Origin of the sequence: Limnohabitans rimovensis (SeqCode) (genome assembly GCF_965234775.1) — a bacterium.
GTDB lineage: Bacteria > Pseudomonadota > Gammaproteobacteria > Burkholderiales > Burkholderiaceae_C > Limnohabitans > Limnohabitans rimovensis.
In genome coordinates this window covers 1,190,395-1,207,582 of record NZ_OZ248562.1, presented here as the reverse complement: position 1 = coordinate 1,207,582, position 17,188 = coordinate 1,190,395, and the positions used below count along the sequence as shown (strand labels likewise).

Annotated in this window: 17 protein-coding genes, 1 tRNA gene and 1 pseudogene; 12 read left to right on the top strand and 7 right to left on the bottom strand. The window is 54.5% G+C overall.

Features of this window, described 5'->3' with window-relative positions:
• Positions 1-6 precede the first annotated feature (6 nt).
• The 4 genes from AC8GFZ_RS05835 (at position 7) to AC8GFZ_RS05820 (ending at position 4,309) form a co-directional block, all read left to right on the top strand.
• Positions 7-1,116 (top strand): transglutaminase-like domain-containing protein, encoded by a 1,110-nt coding sequence (locus AC8GFZ_RS05835; protein ID WP_506643253.1) that lies wholly within the window; start codon positions 7-9, stop codon positions 1,114-1,116.
• Between the two features lie 127 nt (positions 1,117-1,243).
• The gene (locus AC8GFZ_RS05830; RefSeq protein WP_506643251.1) at positions 1,244-2,851 is read left to right on the top strand and encodes a hypothetical protein; all 1,608 of its coding nucleotides are present in this window, start codon (positions 1,244-1,246) and stop codon (positions 2,849-2,851) included.
• Between the two features lie 62 nt (positions 2,852-2,913).
• Positions 2,914-3,321: an alternative ribosome rescue aminoacyl-tRNA hydrolase ArfB gene (gene arfB / locus AC8GFZ_RS05825; RefSeq protein ID WP_506643249.1), complete on the top strand. Its 408-nt coding sequence runs from the start codon at positions 2,914-2,916 to the stop codon at positions 3,319-3,321.
• A gap of 37 nt (positions 3,322-3,358) precedes the next feature.
• Positions 3,359-4,309, top strand: a complete 951-nt coding sequence (locus tag AC8GFZ_RS05820; protein ID WP_506643247.1) for a cupin domain-containing protein — start codon at positions 3,359-3,361, stop codon at positions 4,307-4,309.
• Positions 4,310-4,322: 13 nt separating this feature from the next.
• On the opposite strand, the gene AC8GFZ_RS05815 is transcribed toward AC8GFZ_RS05820, so the two are convergent.
• The 5 genes from AC8GFZ_RS05815 to AC8GFZ_RS05795 form a co-directional block, all read right to left on the bottom strand.
• Positions 4,323-4,397 (bottom strand) — tRNA-Arg (locus AC8GFZ_RS05815).
• Positions 4,398-4,469: 72 nt separating this feature from the next.
• Positions 4,470-5,654: a vWA domain-containing protein gene (locus AC8GFZ_RS05810; RefSeq protein ID WP_506643245.1), complete on the bottom strand. Its 1,185-nt coding sequence runs from the start codon at positions 5,652-5,654 to the stop codon at positions 4,470-4,472.
• A gap of 49 nt (positions 5,655-5,703) precedes the next feature.
• The gene (locus AC8GFZ_RS05805) at positions 5,704-6,300 is read right to left on the bottom strand and encodes a GNAT family N-acetyltransferase (protein ID WP_506643243.1); all 597 of its coding nucleotides are present in this window, start codon (positions 6,298-6,300) and stop codon (positions 5,704-5,706) included.
• Positions 6,297-6,521, bottom strand: a complete 225-nt coding sequence (locus tag AC8GFZ_RS05800; protein WP_506643241.1) for a hypothetical protein — start codon at positions 6,519-6,521, stop codon at positions 6,297-6,299. The genes AC8GFZ_RS05805 and AC8GFZ_RS05800 overlap by 4 nt, the downstream gene beginning before the upstream one ends.
• Positions 6,522-6,530: 9 nt before the next feature.
• Positions 6,531-7,373, bottom strand: coding sequence for an AAA family ATPase (locus AC8GFZ_RS05795; RefSeq protein ID WP_506643239.1), 843 nt, complete (start codon positions 7,371-7,373; stop codon positions 6,531-6,533).
• A gap of 338 nt (positions 7,374-7,711) precedes the next feature.
• Between AC8GFZ_RS05795 and AC8GFZ_RS05790 the strand changes: the two genes are divergently transcribed.
• From AC8GFZ_RS05790 to AC8GFZ_RS05760, 7 genes and pseudogenes are all read left to right on the top strand, one after another.
• Complete coding sequence (locus AC8GFZ_RS05790; RefSeq protein WP_506643237.1) at positions 7,712-9,379, top strand: CocE/NonD family hydrolase; 1,668 nt, start codon at positions 7,712-7,714, stop codon at positions 9,377-9,379.
• A 20-nt stretch (positions 9,380-9,399) separates the two neighbouring features.
• Positions 9,400-10,464, top strand: a complete 1,065-nt coding sequence (locus AC8GFZ_RS05785) for a C4-dicarboxylate TRAP transporter substrate-binding protein (protein ID WP_506643235.1) — start codon at positions 9,400-9,402, stop codon at positions 10,462-10,464.
• Between the two features lie 62 nt (positions 10,465-10,526).
• On the top strand, positions 10,527-11,039 hold the full coding sequence (locus AC8GFZ_RS05780; RefSeq protein ID WP_506643233.1) for a TRAP transporter small permease subunit: 513 nt from the start codon (positions 10,527-10,529) through the stop codon (positions 11,037-11,039).
• A complete protein-coding gene (locus tag AC8GFZ_RS05775; RefSeq protein WP_506643231.1) occupies positions 11,039-12,385 on the top strand; it encodes a TRAP transporter large permease in 1,347 nt (448 codons plus the stop codon). The genes AC8GFZ_RS05780 and AC8GFZ_RS05775 overlap by 1 nt, the downstream gene beginning before the upstream one ends.
• 108 nt (positions 12,386-12,493) lie before the next feature.
• On the top strand, positions 12,494-13,063 hold the full coding sequence (locus AC8GFZ_RS05770; RefSeq protein WP_506643229.1) for an NADPH-dependent FMN reductase: 570 nt from the start codon (positions 12,494-12,496) through the stop codon (positions 13,061-13,063).
• Between the two features lie 100 nt (positions 13,064-13,163).
• Entirely contained in the window at positions 13,164-13,820 is a 657-nt protein-coding gene (locus AC8GFZ_RS05765; protein WP_506643227.1) for a c-type cytochrome, read from the top strand.
• A 19-nt stretch (positions 13,821-13,839) separates the two neighbouring features.
• Positions 13,840-14,418: pseudogene (locus AC8GFZ_RS05760) on the top strand (FkbM family methyltransferase); the annotation flags it as partial.
• 193 nt (positions 14,419-14,611) lie between these two features.
• Here the strand turns inward: AC8GFZ_RS05760 and AC8GFZ_RS05755 are convergent.
• Positions 14,612-15,046 carry a DUF1841 family protein gene (locus AC8GFZ_RS05755; protein ID WP_506643225.1) on the bottom strand — a complete coding sequence of 145 codons (435 nt, stop codon included), beginning with the start codon at positions 15,044-15,046 and terminating at the stop codon, positions 14,612-14,614.
• A gap of 139 nt (positions 15,047-15,185) precedes the next feature.
• On the opposite strand from AC8GFZ_RS05755, the gene pcaF reads away from it, so the two are divergent.
• Entirely contained in the window at positions 15,186-16,388 is a 1,203-nt protein-coding gene (gene pcaF / locus AC8GFZ_RS05750) for a 3-oxoadipyl-CoA thiolase (RefSeq protein WP_506643223.1), read from the top strand.
• Positions 16,389-16,391: 3 nt separating this feature from the next.
• On the opposite strand, the gene AC8GFZ_RS05745 is transcribed toward pcaF, so the two are convergent.
• Positions 16,392-17,165: a ferredoxin--NADP reductase gene (locus AC8GFZ_RS05745; RefSeq protein ID WP_506643222.1), complete on the bottom strand. Its 774-nt coding sequence runs from the start codon at positions 17,163-17,165 to the stop codon at positions 16,392-16,394.
• Between the last annotated feature and the right edge of the window lie 23 nt (positions 17,166-17,188).

Here is a 17,188-nt window from a genome sequence, read left to right as displayed (position 1 = left end):
TTCTTCATGACCCCCCTGCGCCGTACCCTTTTGAAAGGGGCCTCGGCCCTTGGCGTGAGCTCGCTCACCCCGATGGCCACCTGGGCCCAAACCCCTGCCCCCGATCGCGTGTTCCAACCCCAAGCGGGGCGTTGGCGCACCTTTGATGTGACCACCCGGGTCGACATCACCGGTGCCAACGGCGCCACCCAAGTGTGGTTGCCGTTGCCCAGCGTGGAGACGCCTTGGCAGCGTGGCCTGGGCCATCAATTCAGCGGTAATGGCAGCCACCAGTTGGTGAGTGACGGCCAGCAAGGCGTGCGCATGCTGCACAGCCGCTTCAGCGCCAGCACCACCCAGCCCTCGGTCGTCCTGACCAGCCGCGTTTCGGTGCAAGACCGCACACCGCGCGACCGTGCCAGCAGCAACGACCAAGACCCTGCCACCCTGCGCCACTACACGCGCCCCACCCGCATGCTGCCCACCGATGGCATTGTCAAAGCCACAGCTTTGAAAGCCACCCAAGGTGCCAATCATGACGCCGACAAGGTGCGGGCCATTTACGACTGGGTGGTGGCCAACGCCTGGCGCGAACCCAAGGTGCGCGGCTGCGGCGAGGGCGACATCAAAACCATGTTGGAGACCGGCAACCTGGGCGGCAAGTGTGCCGACATCAACGCGTTGTTTGTGGGTTTGTGCCGCTCGGTGGGCTTGCCCGCGCGCGATGTCTACGGCCTGCGCTTGGCCCCGTCGGCATTTGGTTACAAAGAGCTGTCGGGCAACCCCAGTGGTTTGCAAGGTGCGCAGCACTGCCGCGCCGAAGTGTTTGTGCGCGGCCAAGGCTGGTTGGCCATGGACCCGGCCGACGTGGCCAAGGTGATGCGCCTGGAAACACCGCAGTGGCTCAAGTCCACCGACCACGCGGTGGTCAAGCCTGTGTACCAGGGCTTGTTTGGCGGTTGGGAAGGCAACTGGATGGCCTGGAACACCGCTCATGACCTGGTGCTGCCGGGCAGCCAGCACGGCGAGTTGAACTTTTTCATGTACCCGGTGGCCGAAAACGCCTTGGAGCGCTGGGACTCTTACGCGCCCAACGACTTCAAGTACCACATCAGCGCAGTCGAAATCCGCGCCTGAGGCGGGCCAGGGCGGGGCAACCGGTCAAGTTTGCCCGGCTCGGGCCGATCATGTGTCAGCCCCCCTGCGCGCTCACCTGGCGCGCAGGGCTTGACAACGCGAACCCGATACCGGACCCCAAGCCCACATGTGGACTTTTTTGCGCAACCCTTTGCACCGCTGGTACAAGCCTTGGCTGCCCGCCTTGGCGGCGCTGTGCCTGGCTTCTTGCGGGGGTGGGGGTGGCGGCGGCAGCCCTCCCGCACCGGGCTTCACCACCAGCAGCGCCAATCTGCCCGCTGCGGCCGTGGTCAAGCAAGGCCGCTTCATTGACAGCGCAGTGATCGGCGTTTACTACGAAACCGCCACCCACAAAGGCTTCACTGGCATGAGCGGTGAGTTCTCCTACGTTGAAGGCGAGAGTGTCACCTTCAGCATTGGCAAGGTGGTGTTTCCCACCGTCCCCGCATCGGCGTTGGTCACACCGCTGACCTTGGCCGGTGCCGATCTCAGCGACCCCAAAGTGGCCAACATGGCGTATTTTTTACAGTCCTTGGATGTGGATGGCAACACCGCCAATGGCCTGCTGATCGACAAACGCTTGCTGGGCAAACAATATGACCCCATCGAGCAAAAGTGGATCGACGTCATCCCCGCGGACGTGGTCTACACCGACGCCAATGGGGTGCAGCAAACCATTCAATTGAGCAATGCCACGATCAATTTCAACCAAGAGACGGGGGATTTTGTGGCCGACCCGATGGTCAAAAAATTCCTCTTGGCCAACCAACAACTCACCGGTGTGCAGGTGGCCATTACCCCGGAAGCCGCCGTGGAAGACCTGGCCAAAAACCTGCTGGCCGAGGTCGACAAAACCACCTCTAAGCTGGGTTCATTCGACTCGGACACCAAGCCGTCCACCACCTGTGCGCCCCAAACCGCCACCATGACGGGCTCGCGCACAGCGCTGCCGGGCAATTTGTGGGCCGATGTGTATGCCAAGCCCAATAACAAATTCGGCTGGTTTTACGACAGCACGTTTGCCAACCGGGGTGGCTCGCCCTTGGGTGACTTTGCCTTGTCCAAAACCTCTGCGGGTCAGCCCGAATACATCGCCGCCAGTTTGAGTGAGTATTGGGACGAAAGTTACTCACCCAAAGCCGACCTTTGGTTGCGGCACCGACAACATGAAGGCGTGAGCCTGCGCATTGCCGCCCGCAAGTCACCCGCCGAGAGCAAATCCATGCCTGGGTTTGTGGGCAACGCCATCTATTTGCACTACGTGGGACTGCCGGGGTCTTATTTGGAGTTGGTATTTGGCCCGCAACAAGCGCCCACGGTGTTTTTCAGCTTCATTGGCAACGAAGCCAGCTTGCAATACACCGGCACGGCTGGGCGCGACGGCATGATGAACACCGGCGACGACGGCTACTACCCCAAGGTGGCCGGAGAGGGGTGGCAAAACCACCAGCCGGGCGACAAAAACTTTCCTTCCAGCTTGCGCATGGGCGGCACCAGCCCCAATGGCCGTCAATTGCCCATTGGCACCTGCTGGATCAAATCGGGCGGCTCTATATTGCTGTGGACGCGACCCTCCAACCGGGTGGACTTGTTTTTCAGCCCGATCAGCGAGGTCAACAAATGGGGCTGGATGGCGCCGTATTACGACGACAAGCTGGGCTATGAAGGCTCGGTGGGCATCCGCGAAGGCACCAACCGGCTCAACATCATCACCGGCGTCATCGGCGGGCAGTGATGGCGCTGGGTTGGGCATGCGCCCTTAAGATGGGGGGCAGCCATCCACATTTGCCACAAACCATGCCCTTGTCCATCGACGAATCCGAAGTCACCGTCACCGCGGTGCGGGCCCAAGGTGCGGGTGGGCAAAACGTCAACAAGGTATCGAGCGCCATCCATTTGCGCTTTGACATTGCCGCATCCTCATTGCCCGACGATGTGAAGGAGCGCATGCTGGCCCTGGCCGATGCCCGCATCACCCGCCATGATGTGGTGGTCATCAAGGCGCAGAACCACCGAAGCCAAGACATGAACCGCATGGAGGCCTTCAGCCGCTTGCACGAGCTGTTGGAGCAAGCCAGCCACGTGCCCAAAGCGCGCCGTGCCACCCGACCTACCCGCAGTTCGCAACAGCAAAGGCTCCACACCAAGCGCCTGCGCGGCAGCGTCAAGGCCTTGCGCAGTGGCAAAGCCAGTGCCGAAGACTGACCCCCTGGGCCGGTTCACCATTCAAAGGACACAAGCCATGCAAGCCCTGGACCAACTTCAAAGCCTCGACGACCTGCGCAGCGAACTCAAAGCCCGCCACCTGGTGCCCGGTTGGGAAAAGCAATCGCGACCCTTGTTCATCCCAGAGATGCGTTCCGATTACGACCCCGGCCACTGGCGCTATGCCCAAGTGCATGCGGCCATGCTGTCGGCGGGGCGTTTGATTGACACCGAGTTGGCCGAGCGGCGCAACACCATCATGGTCAACCCCCGCGCGGGCCACGATGTGGAAACCTTGAACACCTTGATCTGCGCCTACCAATCCATCTTGCCCGGTGAAAAGGCACGCTCGCACCGCCATGCCACCCACGCCATGCGCGTCATCTTGGATGCGCGTGGCGCCTACTCAGTGGTCAACGGCCACAAGCACCCGATGGAAACCGGCGACATCGTGCTCACCCCTGGCGGCAGTTGGCATGGACACGGCCACGAGGGCGACGCCCAAGCCCATTGGTTTGATTGCCTGGACTTGCCCTTGACGCGCCGGCTGGAAACCGTGTTTTTTGAAGAGCACCCGCTGGGGTTTGAGCCCATCACCCAGACAGCGCCAGAGTCCCCATACCGCTACAGCTGGGCCAGCACACAAGACAAACTGAAACATGCCACCGACGACCCGCATTGGGGACCGCACATTGCGCTTGAGGCGGTGGGCATGCCCACCATCACCATTCAGGTGCACCGCTGGGCACAGGGTTGGGCTGGGCGGCCTTACCGGCACACCGCCAACACATTACACGTGGTGTTGCAAGGGCACGGTCAAACCCAAGTGGGTGAACACAACTATGCATGGGAGTTTGGCGACACCATCGCCATGCCCGCTTGGCAGCGCATAACGCACCAAGCCTCGGCCGATGCGGTGGTGGTGTCGCTCAGCGACGCCAACCTGCAACGCTGGACCCAGCTGTACCGCCACCAAGCCCTGGACTGAAGCCACGCAAGCCTGGCGCCCCCGACAGGAATCGAACCTGTATCTGAGACTTAGGAGGTCCCCGTTCTATCCATTGAACTACGGCGGCGTGGGGATCGATTCTAGGGGGCCAGTGGATGACTTGGTTTTAAAACCAGGGCTTTGAACCCACCTTGGATGTTCACTTGGACATGGCCCGCATGGCCTCTTCCAGGCCTTTGAGGGTCAAGGGGTACATGCGGTTGGACATCAGTTGCTGGATGACGCTGATGCTCTGGCGGTATTGCCACACGCCCAGGGGTTCGGGGTTGATCCAAGCGAATTTGGGAAAGGCGTGGGTCAGGCGTTGCAACCATTCGGCGCCGGCTTCTTCGTTGTTGTACTCCACGCTGCCCCCGGGTTGCAAAATTTCATACGGGCTCATGGTGGCGTCGCCAATGAAGATGAGCTTGTAGTCTTTGTTGTACTTGCGGATGATGTCCCAGGTGTCGAATTTTTCGGCAAAGCGGCGGCGGTTGTTCTTCCACATGAAGTCGTACACGCAGTTGTGGAAGTAATAAAACTCCATGTGTTTGAATTCGGCTTTGGCAGCTGAGAACATTTCTTCCACCCGGGCCACGTGTTCGTCCATGGTGCCGCCCACGTCCATCAGCAGCAGAACCTTCACGTTGTTGTGTCGCTCAGGGACCATTTTGATGTCGAGCCACCCCGCGTTGGCTGCGGTGCTGCGGATGGTGTCGTCCAAGTCGAGTTCGTCGGCCGATCCTTCACGGGCAAATTTGCGCAAACGGCGCAGTGCCACTTTGATGTTGCGGGTGCCCAACTCCTGGCTGTCGTCGTAGTCTTGGTAAGCGCGTTGGTCCCACACCTTGACGGCACTTTTGTTGCCGCCTTTGCCACCGATGCGAATACCTTGGGGGTTGTAGCCACCATTGCCAAACGGTGAGGTGCCGCCGGTGCCGATCCATTTGTTGCCACCTTCGTGGCGCTCTTTTTGTTCCTCGAGGCGTTTCTTCAAGGTTTCCATCAACTCGTCCCAGCCCATTTTTTCGATGGCGGCTTTTTGCTCGGGGGTGAGTTCGCGTTCCAAGATTTTTTGCAACCACTCCAAGGGCACTTCCTTGGTGAAGTCGGCGATCATTTCGACGCCCTTGAAGTACGCACCAAAAGCCCGGTCAAATTTATCAAAGTGTTTTTCGTCTTTGACCAAGGCGGTGCGGCTCAAATAATAAAAGTCATCCATGCTGCACGCATCGCTGTCGGGGCCGACCACATTGGCTTGCAAGGCTTCGAGCAAGCTGAGATATTCCTTGACCGAAACGGGCAATTTAGCGGCTCTCAGCGTGTAGAAAAAATCAATCAGCATGGCAAGCCCCTTTCGCTGGGCAAACAAGCATTCGATGGTGTGGGGTGATTCATGGCCTGCGGGATGTGCTCAAAGCGTGATCGAGGTTGGCTCGCACAGCGGGCCACTCGCTGGCCAAGATGCTGTACACGCAGGTGTCGCGCAAACTGCCATTGGCCGCGATTTGGTGGCTTCGCAACACGCCGTCGAGTTTGGCGCCCAAGCGCTCAATGCCGCGCCGGCTGGCGCTGTTGTGCCAGTGGGTGCGAAATTCCACCGCGATGCAATCAAGTTGCTCAAAAGCATGGCCCAGCAACATGCGCTTGCACTCGGTGTTGAGGGCTGTGCGTTGCAGGCTTTGGCGGTACCAGGTGGAGCCAATTTCCAAGCGGCGGTTGGCGCTATCGATGTGCATGTAGGTGGTCATGCCCGCCATGCGCTCATCGGGCAAGTGGATCACCGCAAAGGGCAGCATGCTGCCGCTGGCTTGCAAGTCCAGTCGGCGCTGTACCTCGCCAAGCATGGCCGCCGGGGTTGGGATGGCGGTGTACCAAAGCTTCCACAATTCGCCGTCCTGCACCGCTTCGCTGAGTGCATTCGCATGGTCCAAGCTCAGCGGCTCCAAGCGGGCATGTTGCCCTTCCAGGGTGACGGGCTCCAGGTTCATGGGGCATCTGCCTCGCTGGGCTTGCCATACAGCCAGCGGCGAGCGGCTTGCAGTCCCATGCCACCCCCCAAACCGACCAGCGCGATGCCCACCATGCTGCGGGCGCTGTAGCCCGCCTCAAACACATCGCAACCCAACAACTGGCCGGCAAAAAAGCCCAGCAATGCACCCACCACAAACCCGACGGCGTCTCCCAGACCTTGTGCCAGCAAATGCTTCATGGGGGTCGATCAGCGGTTGCGGCTTTGCATGAAAACCAGTTTTTCGAACAAGGTCACGTCTTGTTCGTTTTTCAGCAGCGCCCCAACCAAAGGCGGCACAGCCACTTTGTTGTCTTGGGTTTGCAGGGCTTCCAGGGGAATGTCCTCGGCCACCAACAGCTTGAGCCAGTCCAGCAACTCGCTGGTGCTGGGCTTCTTTTTCAAGCCGGGCAGGTTGCGCACGTCGTAAAAGGTTTTCATCGCCACGGCCAGCAAGTCTTGCTTCAAGGTGGGGAAGTGCACCGCGACAATTTGTTTCATGGTGTCGGGTTCGGGGAACTTGATGTAGTGGAAAAAGCAGCGGCGCAAAAAGGCGTCGGGCAACTCTTTTTCATTGTTCGATGTGATGAACACCAACGGCCGCGTTTGGGCGCGCACCAACTCGCGGGTCTCGTAGCAATAAAACTCCATGCGGTCGAGTTCACGCAGCAAGTCGTTGGGAAATTCGATGTCTGCTTTATCGATTTCATCGATCAGCAAGGCCACGGGTTTTTCGGCGGTGAATGCCTGCCACAAAACGCCTTTGATGATGTAGTTGTGGATGTCTTTGACCCGCTCATCGCCCAATTGGCTGTCACGAAGTCGGCTGACCGCGTCATATTCATAAAGGCCTTGCTGGGCTTTGGTGGTCGATTTGATGTGCCATTGCAGCAACTCCACACCCAAAGCTTCGGCCACTTCTTCGGCCAGCATGGTTTTCCCCGTGCCAGGTTCGCCCTTGACCAGCAAGGGGCGTTTCAGGGTAATGGCGGCGTTGACCGCCAATTTGAGGTCTTGGGTGGCGACGTATTTGTCGGAGCCTTGGAATTTCATGGGTTTCTGTCTCTGAAGGGTGAGGTGTCTAAAACGGGTAGTTTATTGGTTCGATGGGTGAAATTACAGTTGTATTCTTATAAGCATTACAAATGTACAAATTTCTATGCAGAGGATCCCGGTGTCGCATCCGTGACCTTTCGGCGACATGTCAAATGAATGATTTGGTTCGGGCGGCATGGATTAAAGCTTGAGATTGAAAAGGTTTGCAGAGGGCAATCAGGTAAAGGGTAATTGCTAATACCCCAAAACTTACATAGCTACCAACATGAACATTGCAAATTTTTGTTGAGCGCATCTGAGTTTTTTGACCATGTCATCCATCTAAGGAGTCGAAATTGAGTCACCCTACGGAAATCAAAACGAATTATCGGTTTGAGATGATTGATGAGATCGTCTACATCAAGATGCGAGATGGTGTCAGCATTGCATTGCGCATCTATCGGCCAAAAACCGATGGTCCTTTGCCGTGTTTGTTTGCGGCCTCTCCGTACCAATTTGATACGGACAGCATTCCACACAGTGCATTGTTTTTATGGCGAGAGGTTGGCCCCGTTGAGTGGTACGTCCGCGAACATGGTTACGCCTACATACACGCAGATGTCAGGGGATCAGGCCGATCTGGTGGTGAGTACTCATTGGTTTCATATGAAGAGCAACAAGATCTGTATGAAATCATTGAATGGATTGGAAGGCAGGCTTGGTCCAATGGTCGTGTTGGTGGAATTGGACAATCCTATTACGCATGGTCCCAATGGTTCATGGGTGTGGTCAATCCACCATCGCTCAAATGCATTGCACCCTATGACGGTGCCACTGACTTTTATAGAGATGTGACTTACCACGGCGGTATTTATTGCGAGTTCATGATCTGGTGGTACAACATGGTCAGGGCCAATAACTTTATTCGTCCGGCCAACTTGCCCTTTGGAAAGGCCATGCACAGGGACATCACCTGGGAAATGATCGAGCACCAGACATATGACGATTGGTGGAAAGAACGTTCACCCATTGATCGAATCAAAAATATCAAGGTACCCATCTTTTCAATTGGGCATTGGGGTAAATTGGGCCTGCATTTGCGCGGAAATATTGTTGGCTATGAGCAAGCCGATACCGATAAAAAATTGATGGTGACGGGGGGCAAAGATGTTTTTGAAGTTCATGAAATGTTTGACACCATTGACTTTCATCAAAAGCATTTACTGCCTTTTTATGATCTGCACTTAAAGCAAATTGACTCCACGTACAGCAAACGCCCCCCCGTCGAGTTGTTTGTGCGTGGCTTGAACCAGTACAAATCTTTCCAAGAATGGCCCCCATCTAATACCAAGCAAAAAAGTTTTTATCTCTCGCAAAAAAATACAGGTAGCGTCAATTCAATCAATGACGGAACACTGGCATCAACTGTGTCTGCGGTTGAGGGCGAGGGAACGGAGTTCCGTTACCCAGATCCGCGTTGGAAATTTGGAGTGGTTACGGAAAGTAAATTTGGCCCTGATCCGATTGCTGGCGTGCTCACCTTCTGCACAGAACCACTGACCAAAGACATGGAGGTCATTGGTCCCATCATTCTCGAGCTTTATTTCAAATCGACCAATATCGATGCAGAGTTTATTGTCAAACTGTCCGAACAAATGCCTCAGACAGAGTCAAGTCAACTTGAGGGCCGACAGCCTGGATTTACAGTAGTTTCCAAAGGGTGGCTGCGAGCATCACACCGAGAAAAGGACATGGCTCAGTCAACCGTTCATCGACCTGTCTACACTCATAATAATCCCCAACCTATCGTCCCCGGGGAAATATACAAGTTAGAGATTGAAATATTGCCTTGCGCGTATATGTTCAAGAAAGATCATCGGATACGTTTGGAGATATCCAACTGTGATTCTCCCATGACCGATTCCTTGTTCAGTCATCAATACATTTGGTACAAGGTGGGGACAGACACGCTGCTGCACACAAAGCCGCAAACTTCTCGTTTGATACTGCCTGTTGTTCATTAACCCCCTTCATGGAGAAACTCATGTTCAAAAAAATCAATTTTGTTTTTTTGCTGGCCATGCTGTCAGCAAACCTTGGCTGGACTCAAGAAAAAATCCCTGTGACGGTGGCTGCTGGACAACCTCCGAGATCATTGCCTTCGTTGGCAAAGGTGAACGAATTTTTTATTCCAGAAGTAAACAAACGAATTAAAGCCGCCGGACTCAAATACCAGATTGACTGGACGGAGGCTTATGCTGGTTCATTGCTCAAGCCGTTGCAAATGCTGGATGGCACCAAGGATGGCGTAACGGGTATTGGATTTATACCGATCGGCTTTTATCCAGATAAATTGCCCTTGGAGCAGCTGTCATTCACAGTACCTTTTGCCACGACTGATGTATTGACCATCAGTCGCATCATGAATCGATTGCACAAAGCTTTTCCAGAATTTGGTGCGCAGTATGAGAAATTCAACCAAGTTCGCTTGGGCGGAAGCGGTGTGGATTCTTACGAACTCTTAACTACTTTTCCGGTGAAGTCTATTGATGACATCAAGGGCAAAAAAATCAGCTCTGGCGGTTTGATTTTGTCTTGGTTGCGTGGTACTGGGGCCACGCCTGTTCAGGGCAATATGATGGAGTATTACAACTCCACCAAAAGTGGTGTGTATCAAGGTTTCATCATCATGCCATCGACTTTTCCTGGCATGAAGTACCCAGAAGTTGCACCTTTCATCACGCGCGTAGGATTTGGTGCCCAGTACGCTGTTGTTTTGACCATTAATAAAGATTTGTACAAAAAACTCCCTGAGCCCATTCAGAAAATCATGCACGAAGTGGGTGAGGAATGGGGAATTGAGTCAGACAAAGCCTATGCACGTGCAGGTGACGATGGCTATAACTCTTTGCCAGGTTTCAAAGCCAGCGCTGTCTCGTTCACCAGGGATCAGCAAGTAGCATGGGCAAAATCCATGCCCAATTTGGCCAAAGAATGGGCGGCAAATGCGGATAAGCAAGGATTGCCCGGGACCAAAGCATTGGCAATGTTCATGGAAGAACTTCGTAAAGCGGGTATCAAGCCCATACGCGATTGGGATAAGGAATAAAAGTCAACTGATGACTGAATGGCCGCATTTATGCGGTCATTGTTTTTTAAGGACTTCTTGCCGTGAAAAAAAATATGTCTTTAATTTCGAAGGTTGCGATTGCTTTGAATTTGTTGGGTACGGCCATGATCGTTTTGATGGCTGTGTTGGTCAATGCAGATATTCTTTCGCGAAATTTTCTTAACGCTCCGATTGGAGGCGTGATTGAGTTCATCAGCTTGTCAATTGTCTCTATCGTTTTTTTGCAAATTCCAAACACCATCATGGAGCGAAGACATATTTCAAATGACATATTGATTAATTTATTGAAAAACTCTATCGTGCGTAACTATTTATCTCTTCTGTACAGCCTTTTGGGTGTTGTTTTAATGATATTGATTTTTATCAATGTGCTGCCGAACTTTGTTCAGGAATATCGTGGTAATTTTTTTCGAGGAACTGCGGGTTTTATTGAAATTCCAACTTGGCCTTTCATGCTACTGGTTTTGGTGGGTTCATTTTTCGCCATTCTTCAATACTTCGTTGAAGCACTACAAGCCTTTAAATCCGCAGACGATATGGAAAAGGTGGCGTGATGGATAAGTTACAAATTGGCATTTTGAGCATCTTGGTGGTGATGCTTTTGATTCAAACTGGCATGCACATTGCCGTCGCTTTGATGTTGACTTCTTTTGCCGGTGTCTGGATGCTGCGCGACTATTCGACCGCTGGTAAGTTACTGGCCAGCTCTGCAACCACATCTATTGCCAACGATATTTTCGCCGTGATTCCTTTGTTTGTGTTGATGGGGCTTGTGGTCTCGGCAACCGGCATGGGCAGGGATATTTTTGATGTGACTGCACGCTTTACCCAAAAAAGGAAGGGCGGCTTACCCATCGCAACGGTTTTGGCAAACGCAGTATTTGCGGCTTGCACCGGAACATCTATCGCATCAGCCTCAGTGTTTACTAAAGTGGCGGCCCCTGAAATGATTCGACATGGATACACCCCAGCCTTTTCTTTGGGTGTCGTTGCTGGCTCCTCTGTTCTGGGCATGTTGATACCCCCCAGTCTGCTGATGATTATTTTCGGTATTGTTGCGAACGTCTCTATAGGTGATTTATTTTTAAGTGGTGTGATACCTGGCCTTCTTTTGTCCGGTTATTTCATCGTTTCTATTTTGATTTGCATTTTCTTCTTTCCAAAGTTTGTATTTTCTGATGGCGTGGGTAAAGCGGAACTGTCTTTAGAGCAATTGGGGATAGAAAGCTGGCATCAATCACTTTTGAAGGTCGTTCCAATTGGCTTGCTCGTGTCAAGTGTTGTCGGTGGACTTTATTTTGGATTTTTTACCCCCACAGAGGCCGGTGCTGCCGGTGCCTTGACGGCAATTATTTTGGGCTTGTTCCGACGAGAACTCAAGTTGGCAGATTTTGGGGAACTGTTGCTCGAAACAGGTCGAGTGACCTGTGCGATTTGTTTTATTTTGATGTCTGCATCTATTTACTCGCAAATGCTGACCATGTCTGGTTTGCCGTATGCTGTAAGTCAGTGGTTGGTTCAGTCCAATTTTGACTTTATATGGCTACTGTTTTTGTATTTAATCACTGTTCTGGTGTTGGGTTGTTTCTTGGATTCTCTATCCATCATGCTGATACTCTTACCGTTCGTCATTCCATTGTTTGATGGCTTTGGCACCAATTTAATTTGGTTTGGCATCATCACCATTGTTGCCATTGAAATCGGTTTGCTAACGCCCCCGCTGGGCATGTCTGTTTTTGTTGTGAAAGCCAGTGTCAAGGAAATTGCGATCAGCACCTGGGGGATTTTTAAGGGCACCTTTCCCATGACCTTGGCAATGTCTTTATTTCTTTTGCACATTGTGTTTTTCCCATATTTGAGCATTGCTTTGTTGAAGTCCAGCAGTTGGAGTTGGTGGTGAAGGTGGCAGGCTGACCCATGAATTCAGATTGAGCAACTTATAATGATGCGTTGAAGAGGATTCAGCGTGAGTTGAGTCCTTTTGTTTTTATTTTTGAAGGAATCAATCATGACCAAGCTGAAAATTGTGGGTATTTGTGGCAGTCTGCGTGCCAAGTCATTTAACTTGTCTGCCTTAGAGACTGCTGGTGGCTTGATGCCCGAGGGAATGACTTTGGAAATTGCCCCCTTGCATGACTTGCCCATGTACAACGCCGATTTGCAAGAAAAAGGCATGCCTGCAAGCGTGCAAAAGTTGCGCGATATCATGGCCAGTGCAGATGGCCTGATTTTGGCGGCGCCAGAGTTCAACTGGACTATTTCGGCGCCTTTGAAGAACATGATCGATTGGATTTCTCGCTTCCCCGCCGGGCAGCAACCATTTTTTCAAAGGCCTCTGGCAATTTTGTCTGCGACCATGGGGCCGCTGGGTGGGGCAAGGGTTCAATATGATTTGCGCCGCAGCCTTGGATCTTTGGGGGTTCTTGCCTTGGCCAAACCAGAAATCTTCATCAACAACGCGCACACCAAATTTGATGCCACTGGCAAATTGACCGATGAGCCCACCTTGAAGATCATGCAAGAGCAAATGGTCGCGTTCCAGGACTGGATCGTGCGCATGAAGCGCGCTTACCCATGATGGTTTGAAGCGGCGGCGTTTGCATGCATACGCCCAGCTTACAAAGGGGGTCGATATAATCGTCCGCATTCATATCGACTCTCTCACTCGTCTTTTCAACATGAACGCCAAACTGTCTTTTGTGCTGGCCTTTGCTGCCGCTTGTGTGACCACCGCCACTGTGGCCCAAGAGCTCAAGGGCGATGCCCAAGCCGGGTCTACAAAAATTGCCATGTGCATTGGTTGCCATGGCATCAAGGGCTACCAAGCCAGTTTTCCTGAGGTTTACAAAGTGCCCATGATCTCTGGTCAAGGTGCCAAGTACATCGCTGCTTCTTTGAATGCTTACAAAACCGGTGAGCGCAAACATCCAACCATGCGCGGCATTGCCCAATCGTTGACCGACCAGGACATTGCCGATCTTTCCGCCTACTACGAGCAGCATGGCACCGCTGTTGCCGTGCCTGACAAAGCCGCTGAAGCCAAGGGCAAAGCCGCTGAACTGTTGGCCAAAGGTGCTTGTGTGTCCTGCCATGGTCCCAACTTGAACAAGCCGATTGATCCCAGCTACCCCAAAATTGCCGGTCAGCACAAAGACTATTTGTTCGTGGCCCTCAAGTCTTACAAGACCGAAGGCCAAGCCACATGGGGCCGCAACAACGGCGTGATGGGTGGTATCGCCAAGCAGTTCACGAATGCCGAACTGAAAGAGTTGGCCCAGTACATCAGCACCCAGCCAGGCGAGTTGCGGATCGTGCCGCAGTCCAAGTTCCGCTGAACTCCCGCGCAGGGGTTTTGTGAGCTTGCCCCATCCCGCCCCCATTGATTTCGCCCTGAAAAGGGTGAGCCGCTTTCGCAATTTGCCGCATGGCGAACCCGAATTGGTTCAGGCTTTTTTCGCCTCTGCGGCAAATGGCTTTTATGTCGATGTCGGCGCCAACCACCCCACTGAAGATTCACAGTCCTGGCATTTGGAATGCATGGGTTGGCGTGGCCTGCTGATTGAGCCCTTGCCCCATTACTGCGAGATGCTCAAGACCTCACGCAGTGGAACGGTCATTCAAGTGGCCTGTTCCAGCCCGATCAATGACGGTAAGACCATGCCCATGTTGGTCGCTGGCGTGCACTCCACCCTCAATGCCAACCCGATTGCCCTGGGCGCCAATGCGCAAGCGGTGATGCAGGTGCCGACCCGCACGTTGGATGCGGTGTTGATTGAAAACCAAGTTCAGCCCGGATTTGATTTGCTGTCCATTGACGTGGAGGGCCACGAGATGGAGGTGTTTCAGGGCTTTGATTTGGGCCGATGGCAGCCGCGTTTGGTGCTGTTGGAAGACCATGTCATTGGTTTGGATAAACACCGCTACATGTTGTCGCACGGCTATCAATTGCTGATGCGCACTGGCCTCAATGCCTGGTATGTGCCCAAAACCGAGGGCTACACCTTGTCACTTTTTGCGCGCTGGCAAATGTGGCGCAAATACTGGTTGGGTCTGTGGTGGCGGCAGCTCAAATACCGGCGTTGACCTGGGCGTCGCGGACGCCGTCGGCCGAGGTCATATCAGGACCTCAATCGTGGCTGCTCATGCGTTTGACGGCCTCCACATAGGCCGCTCCATCGGGCGGGCGACCGCTGCGTTGGCTCTCCCACAGCATCGCACCCAGGCATTCCATCACCGCATGTTGTGCGTCGTGGATGGAGTTTTTGCGCTCGGCCAGTTGTGCCACCGCCGATTGAATGCCTTGGGGCTGGTCGATCGAGCACTGTTCACTGATGGACAAGTGCATGGACAGGTGCAAAAACGGGTTGGCGTGTCCGGCTTCGACGGGGTAAGTTTGCTTCAGCGCCCAGGCTGCGTCGGACAAAACTTCATGGAATTCTGGGTGCTCATCCACCCATTGGGCCGCCAGTGTTTGCAAAGCGTCCATGGGGTCTCCCTGTCGCGAATGGAGAAAGACTTCGCAAAAAAAGCGACGAACATCATCCTGTGAAGGTGAAAACATGCATGTGACCAGGTGGATAAGGCAAAGCCCACCGGGTGTGGGCTTCTGGGCTTGAATCATAATTGCTGCCGAACTGGGCACGCCAGCCCGCGCACCGGCTTGTGCCTGTGTCACCGAATTTTTTTGTCAAAGGACCTCCATGAACCACGCCTTCATTTGTGACGCCATTCGCACCCCTTTTGGTCGTTATGGGGGAGCTTTGTCGTCGGTGCGCACCGACGATTTGGCGGCGGTTCCCTTGATGGCCTTGATGGCGCGCAACCCCCAGGTCGATTGGGCCGCCGTGACCGATGTGATTTATGGCTGCGTGAATCAAGCGGGTGAGGACAACCGCAATGTGGCCCACATGGCCAGTTTGTTGGCGGGCTTGCCGGTGGGTGTGCCCGGGGCCACGGTGAACCGCCTGTGTGGCTCGGGCTTGGACGCCATCGGAACGGCAGCGCGTGCCATCCGCTCGGGTGAGGCCCAGTTGATGATCGCAGGTGGTGTGGAAAGCATGAGCCGAGCACCCTTTGTCATGCCCAAAGCGGACAGCGCATTTGGGCGCAACGCGGAAATTCATGACACCACCATTGGCTGGCGCTTTGTGAACAAAAAAATGAAGGCGCAGTATGGCGTGGACTCCATGCCCGAGACGGCAGAAAACGTGGCCACGGAACACGGCATTGAACGTGAAGCCCAAGACCGCATGGCCTTGGCCAGCCAGCGCAAGGCAGTGGCGGCTCAAAAGGCCGGATTCTTTGACCAAGAAATCACCCCGGTGAGCGTGCCCCAGCGCAAAGGCGACCCGGTGGTGGTGGCCCAAGACGAGCATCCCCGCGAGACCAGCATCGAGTCATTGGCCAAGCTCAAAGGCGTGGTGCGCCCCGACGGGACGGTGACGGCAGGCAACGCCAGTGGCGTCAATGACGGGGCTTGTGCCTTGTTGCTGGCCGACGAAAAAACCGCTGCCCTGCAAGGCTTGACGCCGCGCGCCCGCGTGGTGGGCATGGCCACGGTCGGCGTGCCACCCCGGGTCATGGGCATTGGGCCTGCGCCTGCAACCGAAAAAGTCATGGCCTTGACGGGCTTGAGTTTGGCGCAAATGGACGTGATCGAACTCAACGAAGCCTTTGCCGCGCAAGGCCTGGCGGTGCTGCGCATGCTGGGTTTGTCAGATGATGATGCGCGCGTCAACCCCAATGGCGGGGCGATTGCATTGGGTCACCCTTTGGGGGCCAGCGGAGGCCGTTTGGTCACCACCGCCATCAATCAATTGCACCGCACCGGGGGCCGCTATGCCTTGTGCACCATGTGCATTGGGGTGGGGCAGGGCATTGCCCTGATCATTGAGCGGGTTTAAGCCTCACTGCTCCACAAAAGCACGCTCCACCACAAAGTCACCCGGCGTGGTGGTGTTGCCTTCTTTGAAGCCACGCTCTTCGAGCAAGGCCTTGGTGTCCTTGAGCATTTGTGGGCTGCCGCACAGCATGACCCGGTCGCGTGCCGGGTCGAGCGGGGGCAGGCCCAGGTCGCTGAAAACCTTTCCACTGGCGATCAAATCGGTGATGCGGCCTTGGTGTTCAAAGGGTTCGCGCGTCACCGTGGGGTAGTACAGCAGTTGCGCTGACACCATTTCCCCCAACAGTTCGTGCTGCGGTAAGTCTTGGCGCAGGTAGTCCATGTAGGCCAGTTCGTTGACCTGGCGCACCCCGTGCACCACGATCACTTTGTCAAACCGCTCATAGGTTTCGGGGTCGCGCACGATGCTCAAGTACGGTGCCAAACCCGTGCCGGTGCCCAGCAAATAGAGGTTTTTGCCAGGCAGCAGGTAATCGATCAGCAAGGTGCCCGTGGGCTTGCGGCCGACGATCAAGGTGTCGCCCACTTGGATGTGTTGCAAGCGCGATGTCAGCGGCCCATCGGGCACCTTGATGCTCAGAAATTCGAGGTGTTCTTCATAATTGGCACTGACGATGCTGTAGGCGCGCAACAAAGGTTTACCGTTGACCGGCAAGCCAATCATGGTGAAGTGACCGTTGGAAAAGCGCAGGGCAGTATCGCGCGTGGTGGTGAAGCTAAAGAGGCGATCTGTCCAATGGTGAACCGACAATATTTTTTCTTCGAGAAAGGCACTCATGAGCAATAGGGCACTGAATTAAA